At 72.8% G+C, this 19,966-nt stretch carries 18 protein-coding genes; 10 read left to right on the top strand and 8 right to left on the bottom strand.

Annotated features, from left to right (window positions below; translation table 11 throughout):
* Positions 1 to 34: 34 nt before the first annotated feature.
* Positions 35 to 766 (bottom strand): aa3-type cytochrome oxidase subunit III, encoded by a 732-nt coding sequence (gene ctaE, locus V1260_RS11035; RefSeq protein ID WP_329746871.1) that lies wholly within the window; start codon positions 764 to 766, stop codon positions 35 to 37.
* Positions 767 to 1,028: 262 nt separating this feature from the next.
* On the opposite strand from ctaE, the gene trpD reads away from it, so the two are divergent.
* Positions 1,029 to 2,111 (top strand): anthranilate phosphoribosyltransferase, encoded by a 1,083-nt coding sequence (trpD, locus tag V1260_RS11030; RefSeq protein WP_329746870.1) that lies wholly within the window; start codon positions 1,029 to 1,031, stop codon positions 2,109 to 2,111.
* Positions 2,112 to 2,155: 44 nt separating this feature from the next.
* Here trpD and V1260_RS11025 read toward each other — a convergent pair whose 3' ends face one another.
* The 3 genes from V1260_RS11025 to V1260_RS11015 form a co-directional block, all read right to left on the bottom strand.
* On the bottom strand, positions 2,156 to 2,437 hold the full coding sequence (locus V1260_RS11025) for an Lrp/AsnC family transcriptional regulator (RefSeq protein ID WP_329746869.1): 282 nt from the start codon (positions 2,435 to 2,437) through the stop codon (positions 2,156 to 2,158).
* 44 nt (positions 2,438 to 2,481) lie between these two features.
* Positions 2,482 to 4,143: a DEDD exonuclease domain-containing protein gene (locus V1260_RS11020; RefSeq protein ID WP_329746868.1), complete on the bottom strand. Its 1,662-nt coding sequence runs from the start codon at positions 4,141 to 4,143 to the stop codon at positions 2,482 to 2,484.
* Positions 4,144 to 4,231: 88 nt separating this feature from the next.
* On the bottom strand, positions 4,232 to 6,040 hold the full coding sequence (locus V1260_RS11015) for an AMP-dependent synthetase/ligase (protein ID WP_329746867.1): 1,809 nt from the start codon (positions 6,038 to 6,040) through the stop codon (positions 4,232 to 4,234).
* Between the two features lie 171 nt (positions 6,041 to 6,211).
* On the opposite strand from V1260_RS11015, the gene V1260_RS11010 reads away from it, so the two are divergent.
* Complete coding sequence (locus tag V1260_RS11010; protein WP_329746866.1) at positions 6,212 to 7,147, top strand: ROK family glucokinase; 936 nt, start codon at positions 6,212 to 6,214, stop codon at positions 7,145 to 7,147.
* A gap of 25 nt (positions 7,148 to 7,172) precedes the next feature.
* On the opposite strand, the gene V1260_RS11005 is transcribed toward V1260_RS11010, so the two are convergent.
* Together V1260_RS11005 and V1260_RS11000 are read right to left on the bottom strand one after the other, a co-directional pair.
* The gene (locus V1260_RS11005; protein ID WP_329746865.1) at positions 7,173 to 7,697 is read right to left on the bottom strand and encodes a hypothetical protein; all 525 of its coding nucleotides are present in this window, start codon (positions 7,695 to 7,697) and stop codon (positions 7,173 to 7,175) included.
* Positions 7,694 to 8,467 (bottom strand): alpha/beta hydrolase, encoded by a 774-nt coding sequence (locus V1260_RS11000; protein WP_329746864.1) that lies wholly within the window; start codon positions 8,465 to 8,467, stop codon positions 7,694 to 7,696. The genes V1260_RS11005 and V1260_RS11000 overlap by 4 nt, the downstream gene beginning before the upstream one ends.
* 70 nt (positions 8,468 to 8,537) lie before the next feature.
* Here V1260_RS11000 and V1260_RS10995 point away from each other — a divergent pair, with 70 nt between their 5' ends.
* Both V1260_RS10995 and V1260_RS10990 read left to right on the top strand, forming a co-directional pair.
* On the top strand, positions 8,538 to 9,239 hold the full coding sequence (locus V1260_RS10995; RefSeq protein WP_329746863.1) for a lysophospholipid acyltransferase family protein: 702 nt from the start codon (positions 8,538 to 8,540) through the stop codon (positions 9,237 to 9,239).
* 123 nt (positions 9,240 to 9,362) lie between these two features.
* Positions 9,363 to 10,757 carry a class II 3-deoxy-7-phosphoheptulonate synthase gene (locus V1260_RS10990; protein WP_329746862.1) on the top strand — a complete coding sequence of 465 codons (1,395 nt, stop codon included), beginning with the start codon at positions 9,363 to 9,365 and terminating at the stop codon, positions 10,755 to 10,757.
* Between the two features lie 81 nt (positions 10,758 to 10,838).
* Here V1260_RS10990 and pknB read toward each other — a convergent pair whose 3' ends face one another.
* A complete protein-coding gene (gene pknB / locus V1260_RS10985) occupies positions 10,839 to 12,932 on the bottom strand; it encodes a Stk1 family PASTA domain-containing Ser/Thr kinase (RefSeq protein ID WP_329746861.1) in 2,094 nt (697 codons plus the stop codon).
* Between the two features lie 159 nt (positions 12,933 to 13,091).
* Here pknB and V1260_RS10980 point away from each other — a divergent pair, with 159 nt between their 5' ends.
* Positions 13,092 to 13,445, top strand: a complete 354-nt coding sequence (locus V1260_RS10980; protein WP_329746860.1) for an Rv2175c family DNA-binding protein — start codon at positions 13,092 to 13,094, stop codon at positions 13,443 to 13,445.
* Between the two features lie 75 nt (positions 13,446 to 13,520).
* Here the strand turns inward: V1260_RS10980 and V1260_RS10975 are convergent, their stop codons facing one another.
* Complete coding sequence (locus tag V1260_RS10975) at positions 13,521 to 14,654, bottom strand: polyprenyl synthetase family protein (RefSeq protein ID WP_329746859.1); 1,134 nt, start codon at positions 14,652 to 14,654, stop codon at positions 13,521 to 13,523.
* Positions 14,655 to 14,804: 150 nt separating this feature from the next.
* On the opposite strand from V1260_RS10975, the gene V1260_RS10970 reads away from it, so the two are divergent.
* The 5 genes from V1260_RS10970 to V1260_RS10950 all read left to right on the top strand — a co-directional run bounded on the left by V1260_RS10970 (position 14,805) and on the right by V1260_RS10950 (position 19,857).
* Positions 14,805 to 15,974 carry a hypothetical protein gene (locus tag V1260_RS10970; RefSeq protein WP_329746858.1) on the top strand — a complete coding sequence of 390 codons (1,170 nt, stop codon included), beginning with the start codon at positions 14,805 to 14,807 and terminating at the stop codon, positions 15,972 to 15,974.
* A 55-nt stretch (positions 15,975 to 16,029) separates the two neighbouring features.
* Positions 16,030 to 17,220 (top strand): homoserine O-acetyltransferase MetX, encoded by a 1,191-nt coding sequence (metX, locus tag V1260_RS10965; RefSeq protein ID WP_329746857.1) that lies wholly within the window; start codon positions 16,030 to 16,032, stop codon positions 17,218 to 17,220.
* A gap of 63 nt (positions 17,221 to 17,283) precedes the next feature.
* Positions 17,284 to 17,700, top strand: a complete 417-nt coding sequence (locus V1260_RS10960; RefSeq protein WP_329746856.1) for a universal stress protein — start codon at positions 17,284 to 17,286, stop codon at positions 17,698 to 17,700.
* A gap of 309 nt (positions 17,701 to 18,009) precedes the next feature.
* Complete coding sequence (locus tag V1260_RS10955; RefSeq protein WP_329746855.1) at positions 18,010 to 19,278, top strand: RNA polymerase sigma factor; 1,269 nt, start codon at positions 18,010 to 18,012, stop codon at positions 19,276 to 19,278.
* Entirely contained in the window at positions 19,279 to 19,857 is a 579-nt protein-coding gene (locus tag V1260_RS10950; protein WP_329746854.1) for a GNAT family N-acetyltransferase, read from the top strand. It begins immediately after the preceding gene.
* The last annotated feature ends 109 nt before the right edge of the window (positions 19,858 to 19,966 follow it).

Below are 19,966 nucleotides of genomic sequence, written 5' to 3'. Positions count from 1 at the left end.
GACTGCGGTCCGAGGGGAGGGATCCGACCGGGGATCAGAACAGCCTCCAGACGAAGTCGACCGGGACCATGTGGTCGCCGTTCAGCATCGTGGACAGCGGATCGAGCAGGTAGACGATGAAGAACAGCACGATCCACACCACGTCCACGAAGTGCCAGTAGTACGAGATGCAGATGGCCGAGACCTGCTCGTGCTGCGAGAAGGAGTCCGCGGCGAAGGCGCGCATCAGGACCATCAGGAAGGCGATCAGGCCGCCGAGGACGTGCAGCCCGTGGAAGCCGGTCGAGAGGTAGAACACCGAGCCGAAGGGCGAGGACGACAGCGTCACGCCCTTGCGCACCAGCTCCGCGTACTCGAAGGCCTGACCGGAGACGAAGACAGCGCCCATGGCGAAGGTGAGGATGTACCACTCGACCATGCCCCAGCCGGCGATGTTGAAGATCGAACCGGTGCGGTGCTTCCGCGGGGTGAAGGTGCGGCCGCCCGGGAGGCGGCCCTCGGCGATCCACACGCCCATCTGGCAGGTGAAGGAGCTCGCGACCAGGATCACGGTGTTCAGCAGGGCGAAGCCGTGCGTGAAGTGGGCCTGGCCGTCCGCGAAGGTCTCGGGGACCATCGAGCGGAGGGTGAAGATCATCGCGAACAGGCCGCCGAAGAACATCAGCTCGCTCGCGAGCCAGACGATCGTGCCGATCTGCGTCGGGTTGGGTCGGCCGACCGCCGGCAGGGCGGCGGCGGGGCGCTCAGGCAGGGTCGCAGTACTCACGTCACCATTATGTCGTGCGGTCAGAATCGGCGGCCCGGATCACGACGTCCGGGCACGCCGCGGGGAGCACCCCGGGCGGACCGTCCCAGCATAGCCCTCCTGACGAGGTGTCACGAACCGGGACACGCGCCCTCTGTGCAGGTGAGGGGTCGGGTCGCTCCGTCGTGACCGTTCCGTGACGCGCTCCGCCCGGGCGGGATGGAGCGGTTCGGTGGGCGGGCCGTCGTGCGCGCGGCACGGCGCAGGTGCGATCATCGGGAGCATGAGCGAGAACACCCCGACCTGGTCCCGGCTCACGGCGCGCCTCGTGCGCGGCGAGGATCTGGAGGCCGCACAGGCGGGGTGGGCGATGGACGAGGTCTTCTCCGGCAGCGCGTCCGCTGTGCAGCTCGCCGGCTTCCTGGTCGCCCTGCAGGCGAAGGGGGTCACGAGCGAGGAGCTCGGCGCCCTGGCCGACTCGATGGTCGCCCATGCCCGCCCGGTGCGCGCCACCGACCGTGCGATCGACATCGTCGGCACAGGCGGCGACCTCGCGCAGACCGTGAACATCTCCACGATGGCGTCCGTCGTCATCGCCTCGACCGGACGCACCGTCGTCAAGCACGGCAACCGGGCCTCGACCTCGAGGTCCGGCTCCGCCGATGTCCTCGAGGCGCTCGGAGTCCGCCTGGACCTCCCGGTCCCCGCCGTCGAGGCGCTCGTGGAGCAGGTCGGCATGACCTTCCTCTTCGCGCAGGTATTCCATCCCTCGATGCGGCACACCGCCGAGGCGCGCAAGGGGCTCGGGATCCCGACCGTGATGAACGTCCTCGGCCCGATCACGAACCCGGCACGGCCGCGGGCGAGCGCCGTCGGCGTCGCCGATCCCCAGATCGCGCCGATCGTCGCCGGGGTCTTCGCCTCCCGCGGGACGAGCGCCCTCGTGTTCCGCGGGCAGGACGGGCTCGACGAGCTCACCGTCACCGCCCCGTCGGACGTCTGGGAGGTGCGCGGTGGCGAGGTGCGCGAGCACGTCCTGGACCCCGAGGTGCTCCTCGGCATCCCCCGCAGCGGTCACGATGCGCTGCGCGGCGGGTCCGCGGAGGAGAACGCTCAGGTCGCCCGTGAGGTGTTCGCCGGGTCGTCCGAGGGCCGGCTGGGCCCGGTCCGCGATGCGGTGCTGCTGAACGCCGCGGCGGGGGTGGTGGCTTTCGACGGCATCGACCAGCCGGCGTCCGCGGACTTCGCCGAGCGCTTCGTCGCTGCCCATGCCGAGGTCACCGCGGCCCTCGACTCGGAGCGCCCCGCGGAGCTCGTCTCCCGCTGGGCGGAGGCCTCCCAGGCCGCAGTCGACAACCGGAGCTGAGTCCTCCCGCCTACGGGCGGCAGGCCCTCCGCCCGGGTCGGGCTTCAGCCCTCGTTGCCGAGGTCGAAGGCCGCGTCGAGATCACGGCCCGAGTAGGTCTTGAAGGCGATGTTGGTGGTGGTGTCCAGGACGCCGTCGACCTTCGAGATCCGATCGGCGATCACGTCGGCCAGCTCCTCGTGCTCGCGCACGCGCACCACCACGATCAGGTCCACGTCGCCGGTGACGGAGTAGACGTGGTCCACGCCGTCGAGGTCGACGATGGTCTCGGCGACCTCGGGGATGCGGGCGGACTCGACGAGGATCGAGACGATGGCGGTGATCATGGCTGCTCCTGGCGCGGTCGTCGGACGGGTGCGTGCTCCCGAGCCTATGCCCCGTCGGCCGCCGCGGTGCGGGCGAAGCGAGCGGCGAGATGCTCGGCGTCGAAGCGGGCCCGGGCGGGGACGGCCCAGGTCCCCTCGACGAGCACCGTCCTCACGCCCTCGCCCTCGAGCCATCCGAGCAGGATCTCCGCCTCCTGGTGATAGCCCTGGCAGAGCGGCGCGGCCAGCTCTGCCTCCCCGACCCCGATCAGGGCGAGCGACCGGGCGGCGGCGAGCGGATCCGCGCGCTGCGGCACCAGAGTCGTGCCCGCGAAGCGCCCGTGCCGCACCGACAGCAGCTCCCAGCCCCGCCCGCCGATCACGCCCTCGGTGCTCGGGCGGGCGGCGATCAGCAGCGGCACGGCGGCTAGGGCGCGCAGGCGACCGGCGCGGTGCGCGGCCTCCAGATACAGGTGGGCGAGCCGCCGCATCCGCTCCGCCTCCTCGTAGCGGCCGGCCGTGACCTGAGCCCGCAGACGGATGGCAACATGGTCGAGGACCTCGGTCGGGTCCTCCACCAGCGCGCGTCGCAGCCTCCCGCGAGCCCCGCTCCCGAGGACCTCCGGCCCGTCGGCCCCGTGCTCGAAGGCGGCCCCGCGCCCGAGGATCGCATCGTGGAGCAGGCCGCGCAGGGGCTCGACGTCGTGCCGGGATCGGAGCGGCCCGATCTGGGCGGAGCCGTCCGACTCCGCGCGGGCCAGGCGCGCCGCGCGCAGTCCCTCCCGGCCGGTGCCGAGCCGCAGCCAGTGAGCCTTCTCGGGGTGCAGTCCGTGCCGGTTCGAGGGCGGCTTCTCCGCGGCGATGATGCGCAGCTCGCGCACCGCGGCCTCCGTCGGCGTCGCGCACTCGAGCACCCGGATCTCCTCCGCGCGCGGCAGCATGTCCAGAACCTTGCGCCGGGTCTCGGCGGCGGTGAAGTAGGTCCGCACCCGGGTGCGGAGGTTGCGGGAGGTGCCGACGTAGAGCACCGCCCCGGCGGCGTCCAGGAACTGGTACACCCCGGGCACCGCGGGGATCGTCTCGGCGAGGTGCTTCTTCCGCAGCTGGACCGGGGTCGCCCGCCGGTGCGCCCCCGCGAGATCCTCGAGGGTCGCGGCGCCCTGCTCGCCGAGACGGGAGATGATCGCGTGGAGCACGTCCACGGTCGCGCGCGCATCGGAGAGAGCCCGGTGATCGGGGGTGATGCTGGCGCCGACGTGCGCGGCGAGGGTCGAGAGACGATGGTCGCGCACCTCGTCCCGCCGGTACACGCGCCGGGCGAGGGCGAGCGTGTCCAGCACCGTCGGCCGCGGCCATCCCACCCCGAGACGGGCGGCCTGCGCGGTGAGGAAACCGACGTCGAAGCGGGCGTTGTGCGCGACCAGCGCGGCGTCGCCCACGAAGTCCAGGAACATCGGCAGCACGGCACGGATCGACGGGGCGCCCGCCACCGTCGCGTCGGTGATCCCCGTGAGCGAGGCGATGTAGGCGGGGATCGGCCGCTCAGGATCCACGAAGCTGCGGAACTCGCCGAGGACCTCGCCGCCGCGGACCTTCACCGCACCGATCTCGGTGATCGCGTCGGCCGAGGGATCGGTCCCGGTCGTCTCGAGATCGACCACCACGAGGGTCGCCTCCGCGAGCGGGGTGCCGAGGTCCTCGAAGCTGAGCTGGCGGCGTGCGGGCATGGGGGCCAGGGTACGGCGCGGCCCCGACCCGCGAGATCCCGGACGCGGGCGTCGGGGAGGCGGATCGGGGCCGGGCCGGCGCCGCGGATCAGGAGGCGGGCTTGGAGCCTCCGTAGATGCGGTCGATGACCTCGGACATCTCCTGGACCACCACGTTGCGCTTGAGCTTGAGCGACGGGGTGAGGTAGCCGTTCTCCTCGGTGAAGTCGGTGTCGATGACCTCGAAGGCGCGGATGGACTCCGCCCGGGAGACCGAGTCGTTCGCGGAATCGACGACGGTCTGCAGCTCGGCGCGGATCCGCTCGTCCTGCGCGGCTTCGGCGATGGTCATCTCCCGCAGGCCGTTGTTCTTCAGCCAGGTGGGCAGCATCTCCGCGTCGAGGGTGAGGATCGCGGCGACGAACGGCTTCTGGTCGCCGACCACGATGCACTGGCTGATCAGAGGGTGCGCGCGCAGCTGGTCCTCGAGCTGCGCCGGGGAGATGTTCTTGCCGCCGGCGGTGACCAGCACCTCCTTGGAGCGGCCGGTGATGGTGAGCGAGCCGTCCGGGCCGAGCGAACCGAGGTCCCCGGTGTGGAACCAGCCGTCCTTGAGCGCCTCGGCGGTCGCCTCGGGGTTGTTGCGATAGCCCTTGAACACCATGACGCCCTTGACCAGGATCTCGCCGTTCTCGGCGATCGCGACGGTCGCGCCGGGCAGCGGCGGGCCGACGGTGCCGGGCTTGACCGCCCAGGGGAGGTTCACGCCCACGGGGGCGGTGGTCTCGGTGAGGCCGTACCCCTCGAGGATGGTCACGCCGATGCCGCGGAAGAAGTGGGCGAGCCGCTCGCCGAGCGGGGCGCCTCCGGAGACGGCCCACTTCACGTCCCCGCCCATCGCCGCACGGAGCTTCCCGTAGACCAGACGGTCGAAGAGGGCGTGCTTGGCCTTGAGCGTGAGCGGCACCCTCCCGGTCGAGACCGCCCGCGACCAGTCGATCGCGGTCTGCGCGGCCGCGGAGAAGATCTTGCCGCGTCCGCCCGCGATGGCCTTGGCCTCCGCGCCGTTGTAGACCTTCTCGAAGACGCGCGGCACCGCGAGCAGGAAGGTGGGCTTGAACTCCGCGAGATCGGGCAGGAGGTTCTTCGTGTCCGGGGTGAAGGCGGTGGTCACCGGCCAGGCTGCGGCGAGGACCGTGAGCAGGCGGGCGAAGACGTGCGCCATCGGCAGGAACATGAGCATTCGGGAGCCGGGCGGCAGCACGGACTCGCCGAGCAGGTTGACGGCGCTGCGCGTGGTGTCGACGAAGTTCGCGTGGGTGAGCTCGGCACCCTTGGGACGTCCGGTGGTGCCCGAGGTGTAGATGATGGTCGCGACGTCGGCCATCCCGCGCGAGGTGCGCCGCGCCTCGAGCTCCTCATCGCTCACGGAGGCCCCGCGCTCGGTCAGCTTCGCGAAGATGCCGTCCTCGATCACGCCGATGTGCTCGAGGGCCGGCAGCTCGCCCCGCACGGACTCCATGTCCTCGCGGTGACGCGCCTGCTCGACGAGGGCGAAGCGGGCGCCGGAGTCGGAGGCGATCCACTGGATCTGGCTGGGGGAGGAGGTCTCGTAGATCGGGACGCTGATCCCGCCGGCCCACCACACGGCCCAGTCGGCGAGCGCCCACTCGTAGCGGGTGCGGGAGAGGATGGCGACGACGTCGCCCGTCCCGACACCGCTCGCGATCAGACCCTTGGCCACCCCGTGCACCTCCGCGAGGAACTCGTCCACGCTCATCGGGGAGTAGCCGCCGCCCGGGAGGGTGCGCTCGAAGATCGGCACGGTCGGGTCCTGGCGCCGACGCCCCAGCAGGAGATCGGTGGTGTTCTCCTCCGGACGGCTCTCGTGCTGCTGGGGAGTGCTGAACTGCTGCATCGAATCTCCTTTGATCCGGGCGGTGCGCCAGACGCCGACATGCCGGACGCCTGCCCGGAAGCGCTGGTGGGGTCGGGTCGATCGTACGGCAGGCGGCACTACGATGGGCGCGGGCAGGCGGTGCATCGCCCTGATCCAAGGTCACGATCGGCTGGGAAGAGAAGGAGCGGCATGCTCTCCATCGGAGTGGACATCGGCGGGACGAAGATCGCGGCGGGGGTGGTCGACGAGGAGGGCACGATCGTCGCGACCACGACGCGCAGCACACCGGCCACCGATCCGGAGCTGATCGAGGCCGCCGTCGCGGAGGCCGTCGCCGAGCTGCGCACGGGCCACGACGTCGTCGGCGTCGGCGTCGGAGCGGCGGGCTTCGTGGGATCCGACCGCCGCACCATCAACTTCGCGGCCAACCTCTCCTGGCGCCATCGGCCGCTCGCCGACGAGCTCGAGCAGCTGATCGGCCTGCCGGTGATCGTCGAGAACGACGCCAACGCGGCGGGCTGGGCCGAGTACCGCTTCGGCGCCGCGCGCGGGGCGAGCCACATGCTGATGCTCACCGTCGGCACCGGCCTCGGGGGGGCGATCGTCCTGGACGGCAGGCTCGTGCGCGGCGCGGCGGGCTTCGCCGGGGAGGTCGCGCACATGATCGCGGTCCCCGACGGGCAGTGGTGCGGCTGCGGGAACCGCGGCTGTCTCGAGCAGTACACCGCCGGCACCGCGCTCGTGCGCACGGCCAAGCGCCGCGCCGCGACCGGTGACCCCGCGATGGGCCCGCTGGTGCAGGCCGCCGGCGGGGCGAAGAAGGAGATCGACGGGCCGCTGATCACCCATCTCGCCCAGCAGGGCGATCCGGGGGCGCGCGAGCTGATCGCGGAGCTGGGCCGTTGGCTCGGCTTCGGCACGGCCTCGATCTGCTCCCTGCTGGATCCCGACGTGATCGTGGTCGGCGGCGGCGTGGTCGCCGCCGGTGATCTGCTGCTGGATCCGGCGCGGGAGTCCTATGCGGAGCACCTGACGGCGCGCGCGCATCGGGAGCTGACGCCCTTCGTGCCCGCGGCGATGGGGAACCGGGCGGGCATCGTCGGCGCCGCGGACCTCGCGCGCTGAGCGGGCCCGCGGACGGCGCCGGGGCTCAGACCTCGGCGCCGTCGTCGTCCTCGTCGCGTGATCGGGGCGCGCGCAGCAGCAGGGCGACCAGCCCGCCGATCGCGCAGAGCCCGCCCGCCCAGCCGAGGATCGTCGGGACCACGACGGTGAGCGCCGCTGCGAGCATCAGCGCGAAGCCTCCCGCGAGGGCCGTCCAGGCCCACAGCGTCCCGGTGGTCGGGGCCGGAAGGTCCGGGTCCGGCGGCTCGAAGTCGCCGTAGAGCACCTCCTCGTCGTCGAGCTCGCGGGGCCCGGCCGCTCCGCGGATGCCCGCACCGGGGTCGCCGAGCGCCGGATGGGCGGCCCGGGACCGGGCGCGGTCCTCGTCCGACGGTGGCTCCGCGGGGGACTCGGGGCCGATATCCCAGGGGTCGTCCCGCTGCGGCTCCTCGGGGGCGGCCGGCTCCTGCGGGGCGCGACCGGGACGCACGACCATGCCCTCGCCCTCGAGCATCCGGGCGAACTCGGCGTCGACGTCCCGGGGATCCGAGGGGCTGCGCCCGGTGCTCATCGCCGTGCCCCCGGGAGCGGCACGTGCCGGTCCAGGAACCGCGCCGAGGATTCGAGCAGCAGCTCCGCATCGTGATCGAGCGTCGCCAGGTGGTAGCTGCGGGGGAGGGGGAGGCGCTCGACGGGCCCGCGCACCCCCGCCGCGACCAGGTCGCTGTCCCGGGCGGGCACGGTGTGGTCCTGCGGCGAGGTCGCCAGGAGCAGCGGAACCTCGACCGCGCCCAGCTCACGACGGGTGACGGCGAACAGCTCGCGCAGCTGCGCGACGGCCCGCAGCGGGGTGCGCTCGTAGGCCTCCTCGCTCGCTCCCGGCAGGGCGACGTCCGAGCCGATCCCCGGGATCGTGGGGACGATGCGGCCGAGGACACCGGCGAACCGCGCGACGGCAGGCAGGGTCATCCCGGGGTTCACCGCGACGATCGCGGCGATCCGACCCCGGAGGTCGGGGTCCTCGGCCAGGGCCAGGGTGAGCGCACCGCCCATCGACAGCCCGCCGATCGCGATCGGGCCCGTCTCCTCGGAGAGCGCCAGGGCAGCGCTGCGGACCGTGCAGTACCACTGCTCCCAACGGGTCGAGGCGAGCTCCTGCCAGGTCGACCCATGGCCGGGCAGGAGCGGGAGCTCGACCTCCCAGCCGAGCGCGGCATGGTGCTCGGCCCAGGGCCGCAGCGACTGCGGCGAGCCGGTGAATCCGTGGCACAGGAGCAGCCCGCCGCGCGGGTTAGAGTGTCCCCGCGCGCGCCAGGGGCGGGACAGTTCGCTGAACGCCATGGGTACATCGTCGCACCCTCCGCCGGGGAACTCATCCCGAGCCCCGCAGGCCCACCGCGAGGAGTCCTCCGTGCTGTACGAGATCGCCAAGCCCGTCGTCATGGGCGTGGTGCGCGTACTGTGGAACCCCTCCATCAGCGGCGCAGAGCGGATCCCGGCCTCGGGCCCGGTGATCCTCGCGTCGAACCACCAGGCGTACTCGGACACCGTCTTCCTGCCCGGTCAGGTGCTCCGCAGCGTGCACTTCCTCGGCAAGTCGGACATCTTCTCCGGGCGCGGACCGCTGCAGCGGATCGCCGCCGCGGTGATGCGCGGACTGCGCGTCATGCCGGTGGACCGCACGGGCGGCAGCGCCTCGGCCGCGGCGATCGAGGCGGGCCTCGCGGTGCTGCGGGACGGCGGCGTGCTCGGCATCTACCCCGAGGGCACCCGCAGCCCGGACGGCCGCCTCTATCGGGGCAAGACCGGTGTCGCCCGCCTCGCGCTCGCCTCCGGGGCGCCGGTCGTGCCGGTGGCGATGCTCGGTGCCCACGAGGCGCAGCGCGGCCGGAAGTACTTCCCGCGCCGCTCCCCGCGGATCCGTGCGGTCGTGGGCGAGCCGATCGACGTGCGGGCCCTGGCCGCGTCCCTCGGTGAGGCGGGGGAGGCGGAGCGGCTCCGGGCCGTCACCGATGCGGTGATGGACCGCATCGCCGAGCTGTCGGGCCAGGAGCGCAGCGACGAGTACGCCGCCGACGTCAAGCGCCGGCTGCGGGCCTCCGGCCGAGGCTGACGCCGGGGAGCGGAGAGACGCGGAGGCGCGTCCGCTCGGTGCGTGAGCGAGTCTCCGGGGGTGTCGCCTTCCGCACCGCGGGACGCGGCGAGGGCACAGGGCCGCACTGAGTACCCTGTGCGGGTGACTCAGTTCAGCCCCGATGCCCCCGCCCGCGCTCACTCCTTCTCGCTGTCCTCGGCTGACGAGGGACTGGCGGCGCTCGGGAGCTGGCGCGAGCGTCCCCGGGTGCAGCAGCCGGTGTGGCCCGACGAGGCACGTCGGGCCGAGGTCTTCGATGCCCTGCGCGCGGCGCCGCCGCTGGTCTTCGCCGGCGAGGTCGACGTGCTGCGCGAGCGCATCGCCGCCGCCGCCCGCGGAGAGGCGTTCATGCTCGCCGGCGGCGACTGCGCCGAGACCTTCGCGGAGTCCGGTGCCGACCGGATCCGCAACAAGATCCGCACCATCCTGCAGATGTCGGCCGTCCTCACCTACGGCGCCTCCCTCCCGGTCGTGAAGATGGGGCGGATGGCAGGGCAGTTCGCGAAGCCCCGCTCGGCCGACGAGGAGACCCGCGACGGCGTCACCCTGCCCACCTACCGCGGCGACGCGGTCAACGACTACGCCTTCACGCCGGAGTCGCGCATCCCGGACCCGCAGCGGCTGTGGCGGACCTACACCACGAGCGCCTCGACCCTGAACCTGCTGCGGGCCTTCACCGGCGGCGGCTTCGCGGACCTGCGCGAGGTGCACTCCTGGAACCGCGGCTTCACCGCGGGGAGCGGGTACGACCGCTACGAGGAGCTCGCCGGTCAGATCGACAAGGCGATCCGCTTCATGGACGCGATCGGGGCCGACTTCGACGCCCTGAAGGTGGTCGAGTTCTACGCCTCCCACGAGGCGCTGCTGCTGGACTACGAGGAGGCGCTCGCCCGCATCGACTCCCGCACCGGGGAGATCTACGGCTGCTCGGGCCACTTCCTGTGGATCGGCGAGCGGACCCGCCAGCTCGACGGGGCGCACGTCGAGTTCATGTCCCGCCTGCGGAACCCGATCGGGGTGAAGATCGGCCCCACGGCCACGGTCGACGACACCCTGCGTCTGATCGACACGCTCGATCCGGAGCGCGAGCCCGGTCGCCTCACCTTCATCACCCGCATGGGGGCGGGGACCATCCGTGATCGCCTGCCCGCCCTGGTCGAGGGGGTGCGGGCGTCCGGGGCGCAGGTCGCCTGGGTCACCGATCCGATGCACGGCAACACCATCACTTCCTCCAACGGGTACAAGACCCGCCGCTTCGAGGACATCCTCGACGAGGTGGTCGGCTTCTTCGAGGTCCACGAGGCGGCTGGGACGGTTCCGGCCGGACTCCACATGGAGCTCACCGGGGACGACGTCACCGAGGTGCTCGGGGGCGCCGGGGAGATCGACGAGGAGGGCCTGACCCGCCGCTACGAGACCCTGGTCGATCCGCGGCTGAACCACTCCCAGTCCCTCGAGCTCGCCTTCCTCGTCGCCGAGCGGCTCGCCCGGCGCTGAGCGGCGTCCTGCGCGGCGCGTGTCGACCCCAGCGGATCGGCGCGCGTCGCTCGCTTCCAGAGCTGAGCCTCGCCGCGGCGCTCAGAAGACGGTCAGCGTGACGGTGGAGCCCTTGGCGAGCTCGGTCCCCGCGGTCGCGGACTGCTGGTAGACCAGGCCGAAGACGGGATCGCCGCGGTCGTACTGGACGGCGACCACGAATCCGGCCGCCTCGAGCGCGGCCCGGGCATCGGCCTCCGGCTGCTGGAAGACGTCGGGGACGGTGACCATCTCGGGCCCGAGCGAAGTCACGATGCTTATCGTGTCCCCCCGGTATCCCGTGCCGGAGGCAGGAGACTGCGAGATCACGGCGCCGGCAGGCACCGACGAGTGGTGGGCGGAGGAGACCGAGACGTCGAAGCCGGCGTCCTGGAGGGTGGAGCGGGCAGCATCCCCGCCGCGACCGGTCTGGTCGGGGATCGTGATCGGCATCCGGCCCTGGGAGACGACGACGTGCACCTCGCCGCCGGCGGGGAGCGCCTCGGCCTCCTGGGACTGGGAGATCACCTCGCCCTCGGGCACCGTCTCGGAGTACTGCCGCTCGTCCTCCACGAGTTCGAGGCTCGCCGCCTCGACCGTGGAGCGCGCTTCCTCGAGGGAGAGTCCCGTGAGTGCCGGCACCGGGAAGGTCTCGACGCCCTTGGAGACGACGACCTCGACGGCGGTGCCCTTCTTCACGGTGGAGCCGGGGGAGGGGTCGGCGGAGATCACCTGTCCCGCGGGGACGGTGTCGTCGAAGCGCTCGACGGTGCGGGTGGTGAGATCGGCAGCGCCGAGCACCGCCTCGGCGTCCGCGAGATCGCTGCCGGCAACGGCGGGAATGGTGCGGTCCGCTCCCGGGCCGGAGTTGAGGTACCAGTCGCCGCCCGCCCAGCCGCTCGCGCCGAGTGATGCGATCAGGCTCAGGGTGGCCAGCGCGGCGACCGCGCGCGAGCGGCGCCGCGCTCCGAGCGGCAGGTGCCGTCCGCGGCGGGCGCGGGGAGTGCGCAGCGCGACTTCCCGCGGGCTGGAGGCCGCGGTGTCGGCATCCACCACGGGCGCGTCGGAGCCGGGCTCCGTCTCGCCGTCCGCGATGACCGCGCTGCCGGGCTCTGCTGCGGCGTGCTGCACTGTCTCCCCGTCGGCGTCCTGGACGGCCTCGCCGAGCAGGCCGACGGGGAAGGCGCGCGGATCCCCGTCGAGCGAGGAGACGACCTCCTCGAGCGGGGTGGTCAACTGCGGGATCTCGCCGGTCGAGAGGTCCTCCGGGGCCTCCCGCGGCGTGGGACGCGCGTCCAGGACCGCGGCGGGGAGGGTGCTCTGCAGCTCGCGGACGGCGCGCAGCAGATCGGCGGCTGTCGCGGGGCGCTGCTCGACGGGGCGGGCGGCGGCCCAGGTCACCAGGGAGTCGAGCTCCCGCGGTACCCGGGTGACCAGGGTGGACGGCGCGGGGATGTCTTCGTGCACGTGCTGGAAGGCGATGTGGACCGGCTGCTCGCCGACGAAGGGCTGACGGCCGGTGAGCATCTCGAAGAGCACGACCCCGAGGGAGTACAGATCGCTCCGCTCGTCGCAGTGGCCCCGGGTGACCACCTCCGGGCTGATGTAGGCGACCGTGCCCAGCAGCGTGGTGGAGGCGGAGGAGTTGGACGTGCCGATCGCCCGGGCGAGGCCGAAGTCCGCGACCTTCACCACCCCGTGCGGGTCGATCAGGATGTTCTCCGGCTTGATGTCGCGGTGGACGATCCCCGCGCCGTGCGCCGCGACCATCGCCTCGAGCACCTGTGCGGTGACGTCGAGCGCGGCGCGGACCGTGAGCCGCTCCTCCTCGGCGATCCGGGCGCGGAGGGTAGGACCTTCGATCAGCTCCATCGCGAGGTAGATGCGGTCCGCGTCGGCCCCCTGGTCGAAGACCCCCACCACGTTGCGATGCGCGAGCCGCGCCGCAGCGCGGGCCTCGCGCCCGAAGCGACGGCGGAAGTCCTCGTCCATCGCGAGATGCGGGTGCATGATCTTGAGCGCGACCACCCGGTCCAGGCGCAGGTCATGGCCGCGGTGGACGGTCGCCATTCCGCCGCGCGCGATCGGCTCCTCGACCCGGTAGCGGTCGTCGAGGAGCTGGCTGATGCCGGGGGAAGTCGACGTCGCCGAGCTCACCTGCTCACTGTAGGTCTCCGGACCGCACAGGACGGGGATCGACACACGGCGCGCCGGGGTGTGAGGTGCGGCGCGCCGAGCGGGGGAGCGACGCGGGGTCGGGCGGGTTCCGGGAACGGCGAGGTGCGCACGCGGGCTTCGTCGTGGCACTCTTGCCGGGTGAACGAGCTCGAGGAACTGATCACCGACTGGCTGACCCTCCCGGATGTCGCAGAGCGACTGGACGTGGAGGTGTCCAGGGTGCGTCGCCTGGTCGACGAGGGCCACCTGATCGCGATGCGGCGCGGCGAGCCCGTGGTGCGGATGATCCCGGCGCTGCTGCTGGTCGAGGACGAGATCACGCCGCATCTCGCGGGGACCATCACCGTGCTGCGCGACGGTGGCTACGACGACGTGGAGCTGCTCACCTGGCTGTTCTCGGAGGACGACACCCTCCCGGGGCGGCCCATCGATCATCTGCGCCAGGGCCAGCGCGGCGAGGTGCGCCGTCGGGCCCAGGCGCTCGCCTTCTGAGCTCCGCGCCCCGACCGCGCACGGTGGCGCAGGTGCCCGTCGGGCCCACCAGGCTCGTCGGGCTCGTCAGCCTCGTCAGGCGGTGAGGGTCTCGACGTCGGTCGCGTGATCCGCGATGCGCTGCAGCCCGGCGACCCCGAGTGCTCCGAGCCCCGGCGTCCGCTCGAGGATCCGCCGCCCGCGGAGCGCGCCGTCGCGCACGTCCTGGGCGACGGCGGCGACCGCACCGGTGCGCACCATCAGCTCGTGCACCTGCTCGATCTGCGGGGCGCTCGCCCCCGCGCGCCCCACCACCTCGTCGAGCAGGGTACGGCCGGCGTCGTCGGCCGCCTGCTCGGTGCGGGCCAGCAGCACGGTCCGCTTGCCCTCGACGATGTCGCCGCCGATCGGCTTGCCGGTCGCGTCCTGCGCCCCGACCACGCTCAGCAGGTCGTCGCGCAGCTGGAAGGCGGTGCCGATCTCGACGGCCCAGTCGGACAGTGCCGACAGCACGGCATCAGGGGCGCCCATCAGCGCGGCACCGGTGCGCACCGGCCGCAGCACCGTGTAGGGGACGGTCTTCCAGCGGATCACCGCGAGGGCGGCGTCGACGGCGTCCGGGGCGCTCGCGAAGCCACCCGCCTGATGGAGGATGTCGAGGTACTGGCCGGTCATCACCTCGGTGCGCAGCGCGTCGAACTCTGCGCGGCCCGCGGAGAGGGCGGCCGGCTCCCCGCGAAGGGTGGCGGCGAGCTGCTCGGACCAGCTCAGCGCGAGGTCGCCGAGGATGATCGCGGCGGCGACGCCGAACTCCTCGTCGGAGCCGTCGAGCTCCAGCTCTCGGTGGCGCGCGGCGGCCGCGACGTGCGCGGCGGGCCGGCCCCGGCGCAGGGGGGAGTGGTCGATGACGTCGTCATGCAGCAGAGCGGCGGCCTGCACCAGCTCGATCGCCGCGCCGGCGCGCGCGAGGGAGTCCACTTCCTGGGGATCGGGCTCCCGGTCCAGGGCGGCCACCCCGCCCCAGAACACGAAGCGGGGGCGCAGCAGCTTCCCACCCTCGAGGTACGTCTCGAGATGGTCGATGAGCTGCACCGCCTCGGGGGCGATGGGCTCGAGCAGCGCGCGCCGCGCTGCCAGCTCCGCGTCGAGGACCGCCCCGACGGCGTCGACGAGACCGGCGTCGAGAGCGGCGAGCTGCGCTGCGGACAGATCCTCAGGGGACACGGGCATGACACTCCTCCAGTCGACGGTCGGGATGATCCTCCCACGCGGGCCAGAGAGCCCCGGACCCGGGTCGTGATCGTTCCTCCCCACGCCATGGCCATCCACATCGGGGCGGCGCGGCTTCCGCCGAGAGGATCGCCGCGAGAGCGTCGGGACATGAGCACACACCTCTCCGCCGCGGGCGCCGGCCGCCCCATCCGCCCCGCCCCCGATCCCGCCGAGCTGCTCGCCACCGCGCGCCTGGCCCTGCACCGCATCCCGTGGGACGAAGTGATCGTCGTCGGCCGGGGAACCACCACCTCCTCGCCGATGGTGACCTCCTCCCCGCTCTCCGAACTGCTCGCGCCGCGGGGTGCAGAGCAGATCCGCCGTCATCTCGAGGCGCTGAGCGGGCACGGCGTACGCACGGCCCTGGTCCTGGTGGTTCTCGGAGACGGACAGCGGGGAGAGCCGCACGCCGAGGAGGTGACGGCGATCGCCGCACGGATCGGCGCCCTCCTGCCCGCTCCCGCCGCGGCTGACGGGGGAGGGCTTGCACTCGAGTCCACCTGGGTGCTCGCCGGCGGCCGCTCCGCGCGGCTGTCCACCGGACCGGTCACGGAGGCCGGGGAGCTCCCGGTCCCCGAGCGGCCCCAGCCGCTGCGGGACTTCACCGAGACCCACACGGCCGCCCGTGCTGTCCTCGACGGCCACGAACTGCCCTCCGAGGACGCGAGCCCCGCGGATCTCGCCGCCCTCACGACCCTGGGCGCCTCCCTCGTCGTCCCCGCCGGAGACCTCGCCTCTGCCGAGGACCCGGGGCTGTTGCTCGAGGAAGCCGCCAGCGCCCTCGAGCGCCTGCGTGCCGGGAACGCCGGGCCGCAGGACGACGCCGATGTGACGGACTGTGAACGCATCGCGCGAGTGCTCTCCGCGCTCGCCGTGGACCGGCTCCACTGGGAGCTCATGGCCCAGCTCGTCGAGCGCGGCCAGTCGCGCCGCATCGATCGCGAGCGCCTCCTGCAGGTGCTCGTCAGCGATCCCGAGTGGAGGCCGGACCCGAGTGTCTGCGCAGGTGGAAGGCACTTCCGAGTGCTCAGCGCGCTGCGCGTCGTCGCAGCGAGCGCCTGGGACGCCGCCCCGCCCGGAGCTCGCGGCGGACCGCGCGACGCCTGGCGCGGTCTGACCGCGCTGCTGGTCCTGCTGTCCTGGTGGAACCACCGCTACGCGAGCGCCGGCGCGCTCGTCGACGACCTGCTCCGGCGTGAACCCGACTCGACTCTGGCACCCTTGCTGGGACGCATGACCGACACCCCGATCCCCCCGGCGTGGTGGCCAGCCCCCTGACCGGGCGCCTCCGCCGACCCGGGCCGTGTCGGGGACGAAGGAGGAACAGCTGCCGATGATCGTTCTGGGAGCGCAGGAGCGCAGCGACGCCACCGAGCGGGAGGGCGCGGCCCCGACCACTGCCCGACCGGGGCGCAGCAGCGGAGCCTGGCATCCGTCCCTCGGGGACGGTGAGCGGCGCTTCGCCGCGCTCGGAGCGCTGCCGCTGGAGAGCGGGGAGCACCTCCCCGAGGTCACCCTCGCGTACGAGACCTGGGGGACGCTCGCCGAGGACGGCTCCAACGCCGTCCTCGTGCTCCACGCCCTCACCGGCGACTCCCATGTGCGCGGACCGGCGGGCCCGGCCCATCCCGGCCCCGGCTGGTGGGAGGAGATGGTCGGCCCCGGCCGCCCCCTCGACACCGACAGCTGGTTCGTCATCGCCCCGAACGTGCTCGGCGGTTGCCAGGGCAGCACCGGTCCCAGCAGCCCGGCGGCCGACGGCCGCCCCTGGGGCTCCCGTTTCCCCTCCCTGACCGTCCGTGACCAGGTCGAGGCCGAGCGCCGGCTGCGCGACCAGCTCGGCATCTCCCGCTGGGCTCTCGTCATCGGGGGCTCGATGGGCGGGATGCGCGCCGTGGAATGGGCCGTCACCCATCCCGACGAAGTCGAGCGCCTGGCGGTCATCGCGAGCTCAGCCCGCGCGACCGCCGATCAGATCGCCTGGAACATCGCGCAGATCGGTGCGATCGAGCTCGACCCCGGATTCCGCGGCGGCGACTACTACGACGCACCCGAGGGAGAGGGGCCCGAGCGCGGACTCGGCATCGCCCGCCGTATCGCCCACACCACCTATCGCACCGCGCGCGAGCTCGAGGAACGCTTCGGGAACCGTCCGCAGGGCACGGAGGACCTCCTGGGTGCGGGTGGCCGGCACCAGGTCACCAGCTATCTCGACCACCACGCGGTGAAGCTGTCCCGCCGCTTCGACGCAAACTCCTATCTGGTGCTGGCTCGGTCCATGAACACCCATGACGTGGGTCGGGGCCGTGGTGGGGTCGCGGCCGCCCTGGGGCGCGTGCGCGCTCGCACCCTCGTCGTCGCGATCGACACCGACCGGCTCTTCCCGCCGGACCTGGTGCTGGAGATCGCCGAGCACGTGCCCGGAGCGGTCGGCCACGTGGCACGCTCCCCGATCGGGCACGACGCCTTCCTGCTGGCCCACCCGGATCTCGACGAGTGGATCGCCTCCCTGCTGGAGGACTAAGGTGATCCGGGCGGGCGCACCGATGTCGACGCCCCGCCGTGACCATCGCAAAGGAGAGGTCGCATGACCGTCGTCGTGGGGTACTCGCCCTCGAGCCAGGGCCGCGCCGCGCTCGCCGCCGCGGTGCGCCGTGCGCGTCGCACCGGGGAGGGCCTCGTCGTCGCCTCCCACCAGTACCACGATCCCGAGCTGGGCCTGCGGGCAGCAGGGGAGCCCGCAGTGCGCGAGGCGCTCGGCGAGGACGCCGCGGACCTCGAGGTGAGCGTGCGGCTCGGACCCGAACAGGACATCGGCGAGTTCCTGCTCGAGATCGTCGAGGAGACCTCCGCGAGCCTGCTGGTGATCGGACTGCGCCGAAAGTCGCCCATCGGGAAGCTGAACCTCGGAGCCTCCGCGCGCCGCGTCGTGCTCTCGGCCCCTTGCCCGGTGCTCACCGTGAAGGACGACGCCGCGCGCGAGGCCGTGGCCGGTTCCGCCTGAGCGGCATTCCGTCGGAGGAATATGGGGCCGGATCTCTGCCGGGCTCGCAGGACGCACAGCCCGGCGATCCGCGCCGCCGACCCGTCGATCGCTCGCAGGTCGATCGCCCGCGTTCAGGCACCGGGAATATCCGCCTCCGCGAGGTGGTTATACTCGTGAGGCTTGACGGCACCGTGCCTTTTTGCGCCATCACACCGGTTTCGGACCGGCGAGGCGGGGGAGCGGGGACCGCGAGCCGCGCCGTGAAGACCGAACGCCCGAGTGCGGTGCTCCCCTCCCAGAGGGGGCGCTGCCGGAAGAAGGAACTCTGTGACCTCCTCCAAGACCGCTGAGACCACGACCGACACGACCGCTGCGGCGGTGGAGTCCGAGGTGGAGGCGAGCTCGTCGAGCGGGACGACCGCGAAGGGCGCCTCCAGCTCGCGCAAGGCCGCCGCCAAGAAGACCACCGCGAGGAAGAGCTCGACCAAGACGCCGAGCAAGACCGCGTCGAGCAAGGCCGCCAAGGCGACCGCGAGCGACGAGGACGCCTCCGAGGATCTCGAGGAGGACGCCGAGCCGACCGGTGAGGCCAAGGAGGCCGACGACAAGGTCGAGGAGTCCGGCGGCTTCGTCTTCAACGCCTCGGAGGACGACGCACCGGCGCAGCAGGTCGTCACCGCCGGCGCCACCGCTGATCCTGTCAAGGACTACCTCAAGCAGATCGGCAAGGTCGCGCTGCTCAACGCCGCCCAGGAGGTCGAGCTCGCCGAGCGCATCGAGGCCGGCCTCTTCGCGGAGCAGCTGCTCAAGCGCGACGAGTCGATCGTGAAAACCAAGCAGGGGCGCGAGCTGGCGATCATCGCCGAGGACGGCCGCGCCGCGAAGGATCACCTGCTCGAGGCGAACCTCCGCCTGGTCGTCTCCCTCGCCAAGCGCTACACCGGCCGCGGCATGCTCTTCCTGGACCTGATCCAGGAGGGCAACCTGGGCCTGATCCGCGCCGTGGAGAAGTTCGACTACTCCAAGGGCTACAAGTTCTCGACCTACGCGACCTGGTGGATCCGTCAGGCGATCACCCGCGCGATGGCCGATCAGGCCCGCACCATCCGCATCCCGGTGCACATGGTCGAGGTCATCAACAAGCTCGCCCGCGTCCAGCGGCAGATGCTGCAGGACCTCGGGCGCGAGCCCACCCCGGAGGAGCTCGCCAAGGAGCTCGACATGACCCCCGAGAAGGTCGTCGAGGTCCAGAAGTACGGCCGCGAGCCGATCTCCCTGCACACCCCGCTGGGCGAGGACGGCGACAGCGAGTTCGGCGACCTCATCGAGGACTCCGAGGCCGTCGTCCCGGCCGACGCCGTGAGCTTCACCCTCCTGCAGGAGCAGCTCCACTCGGTGCTGGACACCCTCTCCGAGCGCGAGGCGGGCGTCGTCTCCATGCGTTTCGGTCTCGAGGACGGCCAGCCCAAGACGCTCGACGAGATCGGCAAGGTCTACGGCGTGACCCGCGAGCGGATCCGCCAGATCGAGTCCAAGACCATGAGCAAGCTGCGTCACCCCTCGCGCTCGCAGGTCCTGCGCGACTACCTCGACTGAGTGAGGACCGCGCACGAGCACCTCGACGGCGCCGGCACCCCGGGAACGGGGGCCGGCGCCGTCGGCGTGGAGATCCATCGCGTCGGCCCCGAGGACTGGGCCGCCCACCGTGCGCTGCGTCTCGAGATGCTCCGCACCGATCCGGACGCCTTCTGGGCGAGCCTCGCGGAGCTCGAGGGCTGGACGGAGGAGCAGTGGCGGGCGGACGCCGCCGGTCCCCGCCTCCACCTGCAGGCGCGGTCCGGGGAGGTCGTGCTCGGCGGGATCGGGGTGCTGCCCGAGGGGTACACGCCCGAGCACTTGCTCCCCGAGGATGCCGCGCACCTGGTCTCGATGTGGGTGCATCCCGCAGCCCGCGGCCGCGGGGTCTCCGCGCTCCTGCTGCGGGGCGCGGCGCAGGTCGCGCTCGAGCTGGGCCGGCCGCGTCTGCTGCTCGACGTCGACGCCCGCAACCTCACCGCCCGACGCAGCTACGAGCGCAGCGGCTTCCGCGCCACCGGCGCCACGGATCCGCGCGACGGGACCGACAGCCACTGGGTCGAGTACGCCGCCGACGCGGCGGAGCTGCTCGGACGCTGAGCCGACGGGTCCGCACCCTCTGCGGAGTCGGCGGACCCGCCCCTGAACGCACGACGGGGCGCCCACCAGAGGGTGGGCGCCCCGTGCGTCGTCCGCGCGGCGGTCGCTC

The organism is Brachybacterium sp. J144 (assembly GCF_036321705.1).
Lineage (GTDB): Bacteria > Actinomycetota > Actinomycetes > Actinomycetales > Dermabacteraceae > Brachybacterium.
This window is presented reverse-complemented; position numbering and strand designations above follow the sequence as displayed.

What these genes read in the sequence shown, in the direction of transcription:
- trpD (WP_329746870.1), top strand. Translation starts at nt 1,029, where the DNA reads ATGAGCGAGAACACCCCGACCTGGTCCCGGCTCACGGCGCGCCTCGTG.
- V1260_RS11025 (WP_329746869.1), bottom strand. Translation starts at nt 2,437, where the DNA reads ATGATCACCGCCATCGTCTCGATCCTCGTCGAGTCCGCCCGCATCCCC.
- V1260_RS11020 (WP_329746868.1), bottom strand. Translation starts at nt 4,143, where the DNA reads ATGCCCGCACGCCGCCAGCTCAGCTTCGAGGACCTCGGCACCCCGCTC.
- V1260_RS11015 (WP_329746867.1), bottom strand. Translation starts at nt 6,040, where the DNA reads ATGCAGCAGTTCAGCACTCCCCAGCAGCACGAGAGCCGTCCGGAGGAG.
- V1260_RS11010 (WP_329746866.1), top strand. Translation starts at nt 6,212, where the DNA reads ATGCTCTCCATCGGAGTGGACATCGGCGGGACGAAGATCGCGGCGGGG.
- V1260_RS11005 (WP_329746865.1), bottom strand. Translation starts at nt 7,697, where the DNA reads ATGAGCACCGGGCGCAGCCCCTCGGATCCCCGGGACGTCGACGCCGAG.
- V1260_RS11000 (WP_329746864.1), bottom strand. Translation starts at nt 8,467, where the DNA reads ATGGCGTTCAGCGAACTGTCCCGCCCCTGGCGCGCGCGGGGACACTCT.
- V1260_RS10975 (WP_329746859.1), bottom strand. Translation starts at nt 14,654, where the DNA reads ATGCCCGTGTCCCCTGAGGATCTGTCCGCAGCGCAGCTCGCCGCTCTC.
- V1260_RS10970 (WP_329746858.1), top strand. Translation starts at nt 14,805, where the DNA reads ATGAGCACACACCTCTCCGCCGCGGGCGCCGGCCGCCCCATCCGCCCC.
- metX (WP_329746857.1), top strand. Translation starts at nt 16,030, where the DNA reads ATGATCGTTCTGGGAGCGCAGGAGCGCAGCGACGCCACCGAGCGGGAG.
- V1260_RS10960 (WP_329746856.1), top strand. Translation starts at nt 17,284, where the DNA reads ATGACCGTCGTCGTGGGGTACTCGCCCTCGAGCCAGGGCCGCGCCGCG.